14 protein-coding genes are annotated in these 12,981 nt (G+C 64.0%); 5 read left to right on the top strand and 9 right to left on the bottom strand.

The window, feature by feature from the left end; genetic code table 11:
* Positions 1–12: 12 nt before the first annotated feature.
* Positions 13–1,995, top strand: a complete 1,983-nt coding sequence (locus LB568_RS27550) for a glycoside hydrolase family 127 protein (protein ID WP_224731784.1) — start codon at positions 13–15, stop codon at positions 1,993–1,995.
* Positions 1,996–2,095: 100 nt separating this feature from the next.
* Here the strand turns inward: LB568_RS27550 and LB568_RS27545 are convergent, their stop codons facing one another.
* The 8 genes from LB568_RS27545 to LB568_RS27510 all read right to left on the bottom strand — a co-directional run bounded on the left by LB568_RS27545 (position 2,096) and on the right by LB568_RS27510 (position 5,971).
* A complete protein-coding gene (locus LB568_RS27545; protein ID WP_013894231.1) occupies positions 2,096–2,500 on the bottom strand; it encodes a DUF1801 domain-containing protein in 405 nt (134 codons plus the stop codon).
* A 93-nt stretch (positions 2,501–2,593) separates the two neighbouring features.
* A complete protein-coding gene (locus LB568_RS27540; RefSeq protein WP_013894230.1) occupies positions 2,594–3,025 on the bottom strand; it encodes a DUF1801 domain-containing protein in 432 nt (143 codons plus the stop codon).
* A 23-nt stretch (positions 3,026–3,048) separates the two neighbouring features.
* Positions 3,049–3,270 carry a hypothetical protein gene (locus LB568_RS27535; protein WP_013894229.1) on the bottom strand — a complete coding sequence of 74 codons (222 nt, stop codon included), beginning with the start codon at positions 3,268–3,270 and terminating at the stop codon, positions 3,049–3,051.
* Positions 3,271–3,307: 37 nt separating this feature from the next.
* Positions 3,308–3,700 (bottom strand): VOC family protein, encoded by a 393-nt coding sequence (locus tag LB568_RS27530; RefSeq protein ID WP_013894228.1) that lies wholly within the window; start codon positions 3,698–3,700, stop codon positions 3,308–3,310.
* 83 nt (positions 3,701–3,783) lie between these two features.
* Positions 3,784–4,200 carry an SRPBCC family protein gene (locus LB568_RS27525; RefSeq protein ID WP_085984575.1) on the bottom strand — a complete coding sequence of 139 codons (417 nt, stop codon included), beginning with the start codon at positions 4,198–4,200 and terminating at the stop codon, positions 3,784–3,786.
* A gap of 11 nt (positions 4,201–4,211) precedes the next feature.
* Positions 4,212–4,535, bottom strand: a complete 324-nt coding sequence (locus LB568_RS27520; RefSeq protein WP_013894226.1) for an ArsR/SmtB family transcription factor — start codon at positions 4,533–4,535, stop codon at positions 4,212–4,214.
* Between the two features lie 58 nt (positions 4,536–4,593).
* Positions 4,594–5,361, bottom strand: coding sequence for a gamma-glutamylcyclotransferase (locus LB568_RS27515; RefSeq protein WP_013894225.1), 768 nt, complete (start codon positions 5,359–5,361; stop codon positions 4,594–4,596).
* Between the two features lie 88 nt (positions 5,362–5,449).
* Positions 5,450–5,971 (bottom strand): Hsp20/alpha crystallin family protein, encoded by a 522-nt coding sequence (locus LB568_RS27510; RefSeq protein WP_013894224.1) that lies wholly within the window; start codon positions 5,969–5,971, stop codon positions 5,450–5,452.
* A gap of 637 nt (positions 5,972–6,608) precedes the next feature.
* Here LB568_RS27510 and LB568_RS27505 point away from each other — a divergent pair.
* From LB568_RS27505 to LB568_RS27495, 3 genes are all read left to right on the top strand, one after another.
* Positions 6,609–7,301 (top strand): DUF2270 domain-containing protein, encoded by a 693-nt coding sequence (locus LB568_RS27505; protein ID WP_013894223.1) that lies wholly within the window; start codon positions 6,609–6,611, stop codon positions 7,299–7,301.
* 162 nt (positions 7,302–7,463) lie between these two features.
* Positions 7,464–8,726 (top strand): DUF763 domain-containing protein, encoded by a 1,263-nt coding sequence (locus LB568_RS27500; protein WP_224731783.1) that lies wholly within the window; start codon positions 7,464–7,466, stop codon positions 8,724–8,726.
* Positions 8,727–8,858: 132 nt separating this feature from the next.
* Entirely contained in the window at positions 8,859–11,180 is a 2,322-nt protein-coding gene (locus tag LB568_RS27495) for a cation:proton antiporter (RefSeq protein WP_412033932.1), read from the top strand.
* Between the two features lie 23 nt (positions 11,181–11,203).
* On the opposite strand, the gene LB568_RS27490 is transcribed toward LB568_RS27495, so the two are convergent.
* A complete protein-coding gene (locus LB568_RS27490; RefSeq protein ID WP_013894220.1) occupies positions 11,204–11,347 on the bottom strand; it encodes a hypothetical protein in 144 nt (47 codons plus the stop codon).
* Positions 11,348–11,712: 365 nt separating this feature from the next.
* Between LB568_RS27490 and LB568_RS27485 the strand changes: the two genes are divergently transcribed.
* Entirely contained in the window at positions 11,713–12,663 is a 951-nt protein-coding gene (locus LB568_RS27485; RefSeq protein WP_224731782.1) for a helix-turn-helix domain-containing protein, read from the top strand.
* The last annotated feature ends 318 nt before the right edge of the window (positions 12,664–12,981 follow it).

Below are 12,981 nucleotides of genomic sequence, written 5' to 3'. Positions count from 1 at the left end.
GGAGTCCAGTTCATGACCGCATCGCCATCCCCGCGGCCCGCCGCAACGAGAAAACCCAAGCTTGCCTTCCGTCCGCTGCCGGTGCCGCAGGTCGACGTGCACGGCTTCTGGGGCGACCGCGCCGACGCGGTCGCCGCGCGCACCGCCAACATCCTCTACGAGCGCTGCGTCGAAGCCCGCATGCTGGAGCAGATCGACCCGGACCGCCCCTCGCCCGGCGTCGTGATTCCCTTCCATTCGCCCTCGCCCGACGAAGCGGACCGCCAGGGCGCCGAGTTCACCGGCTCAACGGTCACCACGCAGATGTTTTGGGATTCCGATCTCGGCAAGACGATCGAGACTGCGGCCTATTCGCTTTACCGGTGCAAGAACCCCGAGCTGGAGAAGAAGATCGACGCCGTCATCGATATGTATGGCAAGCTCCAGCAAGAGGACGGCTATCTCTCCAGTTGGTACCAACGCATCCAGCCCGGCAAGCGCTGGACAAACCTGCGCGACTGCCACGAACTCTATTGCGCCGGGCACCTGATCGAGGGTGCGGTTGCCTACTACCAGGCGACGGGCAAGCGCAAGCTGCTCGACATCATGTGCCGCTATGCCGACCACATCGCCTCGGTGCTCGGACCCGAGCCCGGCAAGAAAAAGGGCTATTGCGGCCATGAGGAGGTCGAGCTGGCCCTGGTCAAGCTGGCGCGGGTGACGGGCGAGCAAAAATATATGGAGCTGGCGAAATACTTCATCGACCAGCGCGGCCAGCAGCCGCATTATTTCGACGAGGAAGCGCGCGCCCGCGGCGCCGACCCGAAAGCCTATCATTTCAAGACCTACGAGTACAATCAGTCGCACATTCCGGTGCGCGAGCAGGACAAGGTCGTCGGCCATGCGGTGCGGGCCATGTACCTCTATTCGGGCATGGCCGACATCGCCACCGAATATGGCGACGACACGCTGCGGGTGGCGCTCGACCGGTTGTGGGACGATCTCACCACGAAAAACCTCTACATCACCGGCGGGCTTGGACCGTCGGCGCACAATGAGGGTTTCACCAGCGACTACGACCTGCCCAACGAGAGCGCCTATGCCGAGACCTGCGCGGCGGTCGGCCTGGTGTTCTGGGCGAGCCGCATGCTCGGCATGGGACCGAACAGGCGCTATGCCGACATGATGGAGCGCGCGCTCTACAACGGTTCGATCTCGGGTCTGTCGCTCGACGGCTCGCTGTTCTTCTACGAGAATCCGCTGGAAAGCCGGGGCCGGCACAACAGATGGAAATGGCACCGCTGCCCGTGCTGTCCGCCCAATGTCGGGCGCATGGTGGCTTCCATTGGCAGCTATTTCTACAGCCTGGCGGACGACGCACTTGCCGTTCATCTCTACGGCGACTCGACAGCCCGCTTCGAGATTGCGGGCACGCCGGTCAGCCTGACGCAGGCGAGCCGCTATCCCTGGGACGGCGCCGTCGAGATCACGCTCGAACCGCAGGCGCCAGTGGAGTTCACCCTTCACCTGCGGGTGCCGGGTTGGAGTTCCAGCGCGACGCTTCAGATCAACGGCGAGACGGTCGAACTTGCCGGGATGACCAGCGACGGTTATGCCGCGATCCGGCGTGTCTGGAAGAAGGGCGACAGCGTCCGGCTCGATCTCGAAATGCCGATCGAGCGGCTCTACGCCAATCCCGAGGTCAAGCAGGATGCCGGCCGCGTCGCGCTGTCGCGCGGACCGCTGATCTACTGCGTCGAGGCGACGGACAATGAGACCCGGCTGCACCGTCTCGCTCTGCCACGCACGGCAGATATAGAGGCGCATGATCAGCCCGGGCTTCTCGGCGGCGTGGTGACGCTTTCAGCCACGGCACAAGCCGACGCCGGCTGGCAGGACGGGCTCTACCGCTCGAAGCCGCCAGCAAGCGTCGAGACGCGGCTGACCGCCATCCCCTATTTCGCCTGGGACAACCGTGAGCCTGGCGAGATGCTGGTGTGGCTGCGGGACGGATGACGGCCCCTCCCCACGCGCTTGGAGACACCATCCGGCTTTGGAAAACACCGTCCGAACAAAGGGATAGAGCCGGATTCTGATTCAGCCCGGATCGAAATCTCTAGCGTTTGGCTGTGGCCTTGGACTTGTTCAAGGCGATCGCCGCGCGCACGAGTGCCTTGAATGCCTCCTCGTCCACTTCCTCGCCTTTCTGGAAGTCAATGGCACGCCGTGTATTGCCTTCGAGACTGGAGTTGAACAGGCGCGTCGGATCGGGCAGTGCAGCCCCCTTGGCGAAGGTCAGTTTGACGAGGCTCTTGTAGGTCTCGCCGGTGCAGATGATGCCGTCATGTTCCCACACAGGGACACCGCGCCATTTCCACGTCTCGACCACCTGGGGATCGGTTTGCCGGATCAGGGCGCGCAGCCGGCCGAGCATCTCGCCGCGCCAGTCGCCGAGTTCCTCGATCCTGCCGTCTATCAGCTGGGATGGAGATTTGCCGTCCTGCATTTCGGTGTCTGTCATGTCGTTTCTCCTCCGAGCTTCGATGGATAGAGCAATCCCGGCAAAGTGTGCAGCGGTTTTGCGTCCGCAATTGCGTAGAACACCCTGGAGCACTCACATGCGCTCGCCAGGCAATTGGCTGGCCTGCTTCACCCAGGCGCTGAATTGGGCCTCGTCGAACGCATCGTCCTCATGGATGTCGAGATAACGCGTGTCCTTGCTCTTGGATTCGCCCGGTGGCACCGGATCGAGCGACAGGCCGCGGAAGAAGGCTACCTTGATGTAACGGGTGAAGCAGTGAAAGCTCAGGAACCAACCCTCGCCTTCGACGCCGTAGAACGGCGAGTTCCATTTGACGGCCTTGTGCACGCCGGGCACCGCGCGCTCGATGAGCGCATCGAGGCGCTCTCCCACCTCGCGCTTCCAGCCCGGCATGGCCGCGATGTAGGCCTGCACCGGAGCGTCGCCACAACCCTTGGCGATCTGCGGGTTGCCGCCCGAAAGCAGCTTCGGCTCAGCCTTTGCGGGTTTGGTCGACTTTGCCATGCCTTCCTGTCTTGTTCGCTGGCCTATCCGATGGCACGCTGCACGCTGCGCGTCTTAGCAACATAGGGCAGCACGAACATATAGAGGCCGCTGAACAGCAAAAGGAAGAGCGGCGGGAGTGGCGAATAGACCACCCAGGCAGGCGGCTGCCCGAACGCCATGGTGACGAAGTTGGCGACGACGGTTGCCGTGAAGATGATCGACAACCAGCGATGCGTTTGCCTGATCCATTTGCTCCAGTCCAAGATTACCTCCCTTGAAAAACGCGTGAAATAGGACGCCTTACCAGCGCGCCAACTGGGTGATCTGCACGAGATTGCCGCAGCCATCGTTCAGCTTGGCGATTGTCGAGCCGGTCACCTCGGTCGGCGGCATGGTGAACGTGCCGCCGTTCGCCGCGATGCGCTCGTGGTCGCCCTTGATGTCGTCGGTGAAGAACATCACCGCCGGCTGGCCTTGCTCGAACATCGCCTGCTGGTAGGCCTTGGCCGCTGGCTGGTCGTTGAGCGCCAGTTGCAGTTCGGTGCCCTCGGGCTCGTCCGCCGAGGCGACCGTCAGCCAGCGGAACGGCCCGTTGCTGAAATCGGCCTTCTTGGTCAGGCCGAGCACACCGGTATAGAAGGCAAGCGCCTTTTCCTGGTCGTCCACGTAGATGCTGGTCAATTTGATCTTCATCGTCTTTCTCCACAGTTTTGCTGGCGGCAAGGCCACCCTTTGAAGTCAGGTTCACTTTTCAATCCGGTTCTGACCGGGGGACCTCAGTCTGTCCGCGCCAGGAGCTCTTCCAGCTTCTCGAAAGATTGCGGCCAACCCATCTTGGCGCCGCCATAGGCACGCCTCTGCTCGGGCCGGAAGCCGGCTTGCTCCATGCGCAAATGGGTTCCCGTCGGCGTCGGGGTGAGCGTGAAAGTCACCACGCTTCTGAGATCGAAGGCTGGGTCGTGATGCGCCAGGTTCCAGGTGTAGGACAGCGTCCTGTTCGGTTCGACGGCAAGCACCTCGCAATCCAGAACGCCACCCCAATCGGCGCTGATGTTGAAGCGATGGCCGACGACCGGATTGAAATCGTTCTTCATCAGCCACTCCTCGATCAGATGTGGTTGCGTCAGCGCGCGCCAGAGTTTCTCGGGCGGATGGGAAATCTCCCGCTCGACGACGACGGTGCGGGTTTGCATCGGCGCTTCATTCACTGGTCCATCCTTTTGAGCAAATCCTCGAGATCGTCGAACCGGCTTTCCCAAAACCCCGCCATCTGGCGCGTCCAGTCCATCAGCGGTGCCAGCGCGCCGAGCTGCGCGCTGTAATGCGTCTGACGGCCCTGATGGCGGTCGCGCACCAGCCCGGCCTGTTTCAACACGCCAAGGTGCTTCGACACCGCCGGCTGCGAGACGCCGGATTGCGTCGTCAGCGCCCCTACGGTCTGCTCGCCCTGCCGGCATAGCCGTTCGAAGATCGCCCGCCTGGTCGGGTCGGCGAGCGTCCTGAAGAGCATGTCGTGAGCGTCCGGCATTCGTGATCGATAACCCATTGGCTATTGGTTGACGTATAACCGCGGGGATATATGTTCGTCAAGTAGGAGATTTGGAGAGGCCGGCGGGAACCTGGACTGCGGCGTGGACGCGCCCGATCTCCTGCGCCACCAATTCCTGCAACTGCCACAGATTGCGGTCGCGGATGCCGCAGGCATCGAGATGGCGGATCGTCTCGAACAGATACTCGGCCCCCGAGCCCCAATGGCCGACAGCCCTGGCGAGCGTCGCCGCGATCTCAGGCTTGTCGAGCTTGCCGGCATAGCGCGGATTGGCGGGGTCGACGACGAAGCCGAGCGCCTGGCTCACCCCGCCCCCGGTTCTCACCTGCAGCCAGCGTGGCACGTTGACGGCGGGCAGGATGGTCATCTCGCGGCGCAGCAGCGCTTCGAGATTGGCGGCTACAGGCTCGGCGATCTCGAACACCATGCCCTGGCATTGGCCGCCCCGGTCGAGCGCCATCATCAGGCCGGGCTGCTCGAGCGTGCCGCGAAAGCGCTGCACCGTGAAGCAGAACGACCGGTGCCAGCCTCGCGCCACTGCCCGCTCACCGCCCCGCACCTCGCCGGCCGGCTTCCACAGCAACGAACCGTAGGCGAACAGTTTCAGCGGCCCGGCGGGTGCCGAGCCCAGGATCTCGTCGCGAAATCGCGCATAGTCGGCGTCGGTCATGTAGACCATGCCCGGCGTCGGCCCGGCATCCTCGACAACGCGCATTGTACGGGCCACCAGCGCCTCGGTCAGCGCCATCGGCGCCTTGCGCGGCGCGGACTTGCGCGGCGATACGGAGGAAATGGCTTCGTTCATCCCGGTGCTCCCAGCCTTGACGCCATGTTGCCGAAGGCTGGGGGATTCTCAAGGGTCTATCGGCGGGCGCGAAATCCGGCCGCCAATTCTAGTGCTTGGTACTGCCGCCACCGATCGGTATGCGCTTTGTCCTGCTCTGCGCCTTCTCCGTTTTCGGCAAGGTGACGGACAGCACGCCGTTGCGGAAATCGGCCGCAACCTTATCCTCCGCAACTTCGAAGCCGAGCGGGATGCGACGTTCGAAGCGGCCATAGAACCGCTCGGAGAACTGACGCTCCTTGTCGTCGGTTTCCGCCTGTTTTTCACCGCGCAACGTCAGGACGCCGTCATCGAGCAACACCTCGATGTCCTTCTCCTCCATGCCGGGTATCTCGGCCGTCACGCGGATCTCCTTGTCGGTTTCGGAGATTTCCACGCTGGGCCAACCACCGCCGAACGAAGACAACCTGCCCATGGACGGAAGCCGCGAATCGAAGCCGCGGAACATGTCGTCGACCAGGCGGCTCATCTCCCGATGCAGGTTCATGAACGGGTCCTGGTCGCGGTCGCGAAAGAGGGTCGGAGCCTGGCTGCCTTCACGGCTCCACGGCATGAGATCACGAATGGCCATTGCATTTCTCCTTTCTTGATCTTGTTTGTGGTTCCTTTTCCTGCGCTGTTTGCCATGCTCCGGGGACAATGCGCCGTCCGACCTCGCCCCATTTGCGCTCGCTCTGTTCTGGTCCGCTCCACCTTGGAACGCCCTCGACCCGTCAGGGGCCTCGCGCGCCTTCATCGCCTCCGATGCACGCGGCTGCACCGGCCGATCCGGAGCCGACACGGTCGATCTGGCGTGGACGGTGATGAGGTCAAGGCCCAGTAATGCAATGTGATCGGGGGCTTGCAAGCCTCGCCTCATCCTCGGTTTCCGGCGACGCCCTCACAGGGGCAATGCAAGTTCACCGCTCAGCCTATGACAGCCACGTCCGACGCGATGACGGTAGCGGGCGCGGACCTGATCTGGACCATCGCCACCACCCTCGGTTCCGGACCCAGCGATCTGCAGGGCGATCGCCGATACAGGCAGTTAAGGACAGACGCGGACAAATCTGGACATTGGCCCGACAGTTCCGGTTCCCGCCTTTGCAAGCGAGGCAGATCCATACCGTCGACCACAGCTTACGCGCGTGCAAATCGTCCCGCGCGCACCCCGTGAGGCTGCGGAACGAGATCGCCTTCGAGACGTTGTCTCCAGGTCGGAGGAAACCATGAACGACGCCCCGGCAACGCCTATCGGCAGGTCCCTGTCGCCGGGCGAGCTGGTTACCGTGATGTCCCATTTCCACCGCGCCGAAATTGCGCGCATGGCCGGTTGGCGTGACCGCCTCGACCGCACCAGCAATTGGGCGATCACCGTTGTCGCGGCCATGTTGTCCGTGTCGCTGTCGACGGCCAGCGCACATCACGGCGTCCTGCTGTTCGCCATGCTGCTGGTCCTGCTGCTGCTGTGGATCGAGGCGCGCCGCTACCGTTTCTTCGATGTCTATCGTGCCCGCGTGCGCCAGTTCGAGCGCCACTATTTCGCGCAGATCTTCTCGCCTCAGCCCGACTTCGCATCCGACTGGCTGCTGATCCTCGGTGAAAGCCTGCGGGCGCCCAAATTCCTGGTCTCGCAGCGTGTCGCGCTGGTGCGTCGTTTGCGCCGCAACTACATCCACATGATGCTGATCCTGCTGCTCGCCTGGATACTCAAACTTTCGACACCGAGCCTGATCGACCAAGGCGTTCCGGCCGGTTTCGTCGGCACTTTGCGCCAAGCCGTCAGCGCTGCGGCCCTGGGCCCGATTCCGGGATATGTCATCGTAGTGGCGATCGCGGTCCTCTATGCCGGACTGTTCGCCGCGGCCTTCCTGACACCCGGCGATGATGGCGAACTGTCCTTCGGCGACGTGCATGTATAGCCCGAAGCAGGGCGCAAAAATCATTACCGAACAGCGGGATGAGGCGAAATCCTGAATCAGGATCCGAACGGCATGTTCGGTTCCGCTTGTAAAACGCAGCGCCGATGCCATCTAGTTCGTATGGATGCCGGCGCGACTCGTCGGTCGGGAGACGTAAACGAAGTGACACAGCGAAGCGGCAGCGCCGACCTGCCGCTGCATGGCGGACGGGTTCCGAAATGGCTGGGCGATCGCATGACGCGCCTGGGCGCGGTGTTGTGCGAGGCGATCATCCATCACTATGGCCGCGACGAATTGCTGCGCCGGCTGGCGCATCCCTTCTGGTTCCAGTCCTTCGGCGCGGTGATGGGCATGGACTGGCACTCCTCCGGCATCACCACCAGCGTCATCGGCGCGCTGAAGCGCGGGCTGACGCCGCTGTCGGGCGAACTCGGCGTCCATGTCTGCGGCGGGCGCGGCACCCATTCGCGCAAGACCCCGCATGAGCTCGAGATGATCGGGGAGCGCGTCGGCATCGACGGCACGGCACTCGCCACCGCCAGCCGGCTGGTCGCCAAGGTCGACAGCGCCGCCGTGCAGGATGGTTTCGATCTCTATTTGCACGGCTTCATCGTTACCGACGACAGCCGCTGGGTGGTCGTCCAGCAAGGCATGAACGGCGATAGCAAGCTGGCGCGCCGCTACCACTGGCTCTCGGAGGGCCTGAAAAGTTTCGTCGACGAGCCGCATGCCGCGATCGAGGGCAAGCGTCAGGGTGAGATCGTCAACCTGACCGACCACCGCGCCGAGGCTTCGCGCAGCGGCCAACTCGACCTGTTGCGCCAGCTCGGTCCCGACAGGATCGTGCGTGAATTCGCGGCCATCGAACCGCCGGCGGCTCCCGTCACCGCCCAGCCGATGCTGCCCAACCTGATCATGCCCGCCCACCATGATGTCCGCGAAAGCGATATCGTCATGCGCCGGCTGCACGGCAATATTTCCGCGGCGATCGAGAGCGGCCCGGCGGATTTTCCCGAACTGCTGCTGGTGCCCGGCGTCGGCGCGCGCACCGTGCGGGCACTGGCCATGGTGGCGGAGGTCGTGCATGGCGCGCCGTGCCGCTTCTCCGATCCGGCGCGGTTCTCGCTTGCGCATGGCGGCAAGGACCGGCACCCCTTCCCGGTGCCGCTGAAAGTCTATGACGAAACCATCGCGGTGATGAAGTCCGCGGTGCGCAAGGCCAAGCTCGGCAACGAGGAAGAGCTGGGAGCCCTGCAGCGGCTCGACGGACAGGCGCGGCGGCTGGAGCGCTACGTCACCGGCCCGAGCCTGAAGGAAATCGTCGCCGGCGAGTTCGACCAGTCGCACCAGCTCGGCGGCCGCAGCGTCTTCGGCTGGGAGCCGCCTCCAGGCGAGGCTTTGCCGGGCGCCAAAAAGTCGGGCTAGATCGCTCGGTCGCTGCAGCTTGCCGCCTATGTCGGCATTTGCCAAAAAGATTGGCCCGACCCCGTCGCAACCTTGCGCTGCATTGCACGTTTATGGGCAACGCGTGCGACTTGATCCGCGTTGAGGGGTTGGATGACCAGGCACTGCCCGCAAGCGAGATTTCTCCCCGCCATTCTCATCCCGTTCACCGTCCTTGCTTTTGCGGGCACGGCCTGGGCCGCGCAGCCGGCCGGACACGCCTCCGGCATGGGCGGCTCGGCGGAAGGATTGTTCGTCGCCGAGATCGTACTTCTGCTGCTGGTCGGGCGTGGGCTGGGTGAAATCTTCCAGCGTTATGGCCAGCCGGCGATCATGGGCCAGTTGATCGGCGGCATCCTGCTTGGCCCTTCGCTGTTCGGCTTGATATGGCCAGGCGCGCAGCATCTGATCTTCTCCACCGACCCGGCGCAGAAGAGCATGATCGACGCCGTCTCGCAGCTCGGCATCCTGCTCCTCCTGCTGTTGACCGGCATGGAGACGGATCTGCGCCTCGTGCGCCGCGTCGGTGCCGCCTGCTTCTCGATCTCGATGTCCGGCATCGTCGTGCCCTTCGCTTGCGGCTTCGCGCTGGCGCAGGTCCTGCCGGGCTCACTGCTGCCCGATCCGACGCAGCGCATCGTCGCCGGTCTGTTCCTCGGCACCGCGCTGTCGATCTCCTCGGTCAAGATCGTCGCCATGGTCGTGCGCGAGATGAACTTCATGCGCCGCAATCTTGGCCAGGTCATCATCTCCTCGGCCATCATCGAGGACACGATCGGCTGGCTGATCATCGCCGTCACCTTCGGCATCGCCACCAATGGCAGCTTGCAGGTGCTGCCTCTCGTCACCACCGTGGCCGAAGTGGCGCTGTTCATGGTGTTCTCCTTCACCATCGGCCGCCGGCTGGTGTTCACCCTGATCCGCTGGAGCAATGACAGTTTCCGCAGCGAATACGCCGTCATCACCGTCATCCTCATCATCATGGGCGTGATGGCGCTGATCACCAACCTGATCGGCGTGCATACCGTGCTCGGCGCCTTCGTCGCCGGCATACTGGTCGGGGAATCGCCGATCCTGTCGAACCACATCGAGAGCCAGCTGCGCGGCGTCATCACGGCGTTGTTCATGCCGATCTTCTTCGGCATGGCCGGCCTGTCCGCCGACCTCACCGTGCTTGCCGATCCGACGCTGGCGCTGCTGACGCTGGCTCTGGTGATGATCGCCAGCGTCGGCAAGTTCGGCGGCGCCTTCATCGGCGGCCGCTTCGCCGGCATGTCATTGAAGGAGGCAACAGCCGTCGGCAGCGCCATGAACGCGCGCGGCTCGACCGAGGTCATCGTCGCCAGCATCGGCCTGTCGATGAACATCCTGTCCCACAACCTGTTCACGATGATCGTCACCATGGCCGTCATCACCACGCTTGCCATGCCGCCGATGCTGCGCTGGGCGCTCGGCAGGCTGCCCGTCGGCAATGCCGAAAAGCAGCGCGTCGACCGCGAGCTGCTCGACGAGCGCGGCTTCGTCTCCAGGCTGGAACGTCTGCTGCTTTTGGTCGATGACAGCCCGGCCGGCAAGTTCACGGCCTATCTCGCTGGCCTTGTCGGCGGCGGCAGCGGCATGCCGACCACGCTTCTCCACCTCGAGGGCGGGCAACTGCCCGGCGCTGTCCGCGACAAGGGTCCGGAACGGGCCTCCAGGGAGGTCAAGAAGGGTGCGGCCAGAAGCGCCAGGGCCGTCAGAAAGGCCGAGGACACGCCCGTCGACAAGGTCCACCTCACGGCCCGCACCGAGCTCGAAGCCACCGCCGAGACGATCGCGACGGAAGCCCGCAAGGGCTACGGCCTCCTGCTGGTCGGGCTGGAGAACGCACTGACCGACAAAGCCACCTTCAGCGGCGCGCTGAACGATATCACCAGTGGCTTCGACGGCCCGCTCTGTCTGGTGCTGAATGGCGCCAAATCCACCGGCAAGATGCCGATGCTGCGCGCCGGCACCACGATACTGGTCCCCGTCAACGGCACCGAGGTCGCACGGCGCGCCGCCGATTTCGCCCTGGCGCTGGCGCGGCCGCACCGAGCCCGCGTCAAGGTCCTTTATGTCTCACAGGTCCGCAAGGGCGGTCGGCCGGACTCGGTCTCGCATCGCCGCGAGGAGGCCGTGCTGAAGGACGTCGTCGATCTCGCCGACCGCTACGGCGTCGCCGTCGACACCGCGATCCGCACCCGCGCTACGCCGGACAAGGCCATCGCCAGGGAGGTGACCAAGGGCGCGGCGATGGTGGTGATGGGCGTCACCCAGCGGCCCGGCGAAGAGCTGTTCTTCGGCGACACCGCCACGGCGGTGCTGGCCGCGGTCGCCTGCCCGGTCGTGCTCCTGGCCAGCGAGCGCGTCAGGCGAGCGGAAGCCGAGGAGGCGGCAACCGAGACCGGCGCCTGATGCCCCCGGCCAAGGTTTGCGGCCTAGATGCCGAAGAACTGCCGCCCGATCATGTATCCCAGCGCCGCCACGATGAGCGGAAACAGCGCCGGCGCCGCCTTGCTGAGGAAGGAAGCTTTCGTGTCCTTGGGTGGCACATAGCGTGCATTGCCGAGATTCTTGGTCATTGCGTACCCCGCGCCAAACCAATCAGTTTCGCGCATATCGTTGTCCCAAAACCGCTGCGCGGTTCCGGTCGACATGCATTAGAAAGAACTTATTAACAGCACGGCCAAATTAACGGCTTGCAAAGAAATTAGATCGAATAGCCAACCATTTGGGGGGCATGCATCCGTGCCGTTGCGGTCGAGATAATTATCATGTTAAGTTGTTGGTCGTTGCATCCGGGCATGACCGCCCCCACAATCCGCACCAAGAAGCCCGCGCCAGGAAAGCCAATACCAAGAAAGCCGCACCAAGAAGGTCCGCACCCAGAAGGCCCGCACCAAGACGGGCCGGCGAAAAGACAGGAACTGTTTGGAGGAGGAACAACATGCACGCCGCCCATCACGTCAGCGTCGCCGACGGCGAGGCTTTCCTGTCGACATCGCGCCTTTTGTTCGGCCCGATCACCCAACGCTTCTCGCGCGGCACGGTGCCGTCGATCCCGCAGCTCGTCTCGGTCAACCTCGGCGCCTGCCGGCTATCCGAGATCAAGGCCAATTCGCATCTTGTGGTCAACGACCGGCTGTTCTGGCGCAGCTTCGATCCCGACGCGATCAAAATCCTGGTGCAGCTGCGCGGCCGCAGCCGCTTCGAGCAGCAGCAGGTCGCGGTCGACCTCGGCCCGCAATCGGCTGTTATCTATGACCCGGTGCGCAGCTATTCCCTGCAGAACCTCTCGGATGTCGACCAGCTCATCCTGCAGGTGCCGCGCTCGACCTTCGGCGACGACACGCTCGCCCGCCTCTCAGCCCCGCTGCCGCTGCCAGGCAATGGCGACAGCCTGACCCACATCGTCTCCGGCCTGATGCAGATGGCGATCGGCGAGGCGCACAAGCTCGACGAGGCCGGCAGCCGGCGCGTCGGCGACAGCCTGGTCCAGCTCGTCAACGGCCTGATCCAGGCCAAGCCGATGGCGCCCGAATTCCGCCGCTCGCCGCTCGAAGCCCTGCGCGAGCGCATCGTCGCCTATATCGACGCCAACCTGGCGCGCAGCAGCCTGTCGGCCGAGGATATAGCCCGCCACATGGGCTGCTCCCGGCGCTATCTGCACCGCGCCTTCGAGGGCGAAGGGGCGACACTGGAACGCTTCGTCTGGGACCGCCGGATCGAACGCAGCAAGGAAGAATTGTTGTCGCCCGCCCGCGCCTCGGCCTCGATCTCCGAAATCGCCTTTGCCTGCGGCTTCAATTCGAGCGCCCATTTTTCACGCGCCTTCAAGAGCCGGTATGACGTGGCGCCGAGGGAGCTGCGCGAGCGGCTGCGGGCGGTGGTGCATTAACGGACGGAACCGGCTTTGAATGACGGAGCTTGGACCCAAGTCGCCTCTTCGCAGATCGAGTTCTGAATGGATGCTTTGCGCAGCAACGCCGGCGGCCGGGGGACCAGCACGTGCCGAACGTGACTTCAACGTCCTCGATCCGAGGTGAAAACACATAAAATCGTCGCCTGTCACGATGTCCAGGTCTCGGAGGAGCATAGCGTGCTGTGGAGAATAGGCTTGTCGCTCGACAATGCGACGAGGCGCTGGAGCACCTACAGAAAAGAGAACCAATAGTATTGGCCTTGCGCACCGCCGGAACACAACTCAAGCAGAATG

The organism is Mesorhizobium sp. B263B2A (assembly GCF_020165775.1).
In the GTDB taxonomy this organism is placed as follows: domain Bacteria; phylum Pseudomonadota; class Alphaproteobacteria; order Rhizobiales; family Rhizobiaceae; genus Mesorhizobium; species Mesorhizobium opportunistum.
The sequence above is the reverse complement of the archived record's forward strand: the minus strand, read 5'-3'. Positions and strand labels throughout refer to the sequence as shown.

What these genes read in the sequence shown, in the direction of transcription:
- LB568_RS27550 (WP_224731784.1), top strand. Translation starts at nt 13, where the DNA reads ATGACCGCATCGCCATCCCCGCGGCCCGCCGCAACGAGAAAACCCAAG.
- LB568_RS27545 (WP_013894231.1), bottom strand. Translation starts at nt 2,500, where the DNA reads ATGACAGACACCGAAATGCAGGACGGCAAATCTCCATCCCAGCTGATA.
- LB568_RS27540 (WP_013894230.1), bottom strand. Translation starts at nt 3,025, where the DNA reads ATGGCAAAGTCGACCAAACCCGCAAAGGCTGAGCCGAAGCTGCTTTCG.
- LB568_RS27530 (WP_013894228.1), bottom strand. Translation starts at nt 3,700, where the DNA reads ATGAAGATCAAATTGACCAGCATCTACGTGGACGACCAGGAAAAGGCG.
- LB568_RS27525 (WP_085984575.1), bottom strand. Translation starts at nt 4,200, where the DNA reads ATGCAAACCCGCACCGTCGTCGTCGAGCGGGAGATTTCCCATCCGCCC.
- LB568_RS27520 (WP_013894226.1), bottom strand. Translation starts at nt 4,535, where the DNA reads ATGCCGGACGCTCACGACATGCTCTTCAGGACGCTCGCCGACCCGACC.
- LB568_RS27515 (WP_013894225.1), bottom strand. Translation starts at nt 5,361, where the DNA reads ATGAACGAAGCCATTTCCTCCGTATCGCCGCGCAAGTCCGCGCCGCGC.
- LB568_RS27510 (WP_013894224.1), bottom strand. Translation starts at nt 5,971, where the DNA reads ATGGCCATTCGTGATCTCATGCCGTGGAGCCGTGAAGGCAGCCAGGCT.
- LB568_RS27505 (WP_013894223.1), top strand. Translation starts at nt 6,609, where the DNA reads ATGAACGACGCCCCGGCAACGCCTATCGGCAGGTCCCTGTCGCCGGGC.
- LB568_RS27495 (WP_412033932.1), top strand. Translation starts at nt 8,859, where the DNA reads ATGACCAGGCACTGCCCGCAAGCGAGATTTCTCCCCGCCATTCTCATC.
- LB568_RS27490 (WP_013894220.1), bottom strand. Translation starts at nt 11,347, where the DNA reads ATGACCAAGAATCTCGGCAATGCACGCTATGTGCCACCCAAGGACACG.
- LB568_RS27485 (WP_224731782.1), top strand. Translation starts at nt 11,713, where the DNA reads ATGCACGCCGCCCATCACGTCAGCGTCGCCGACGGCGAGGCTTTCCTG.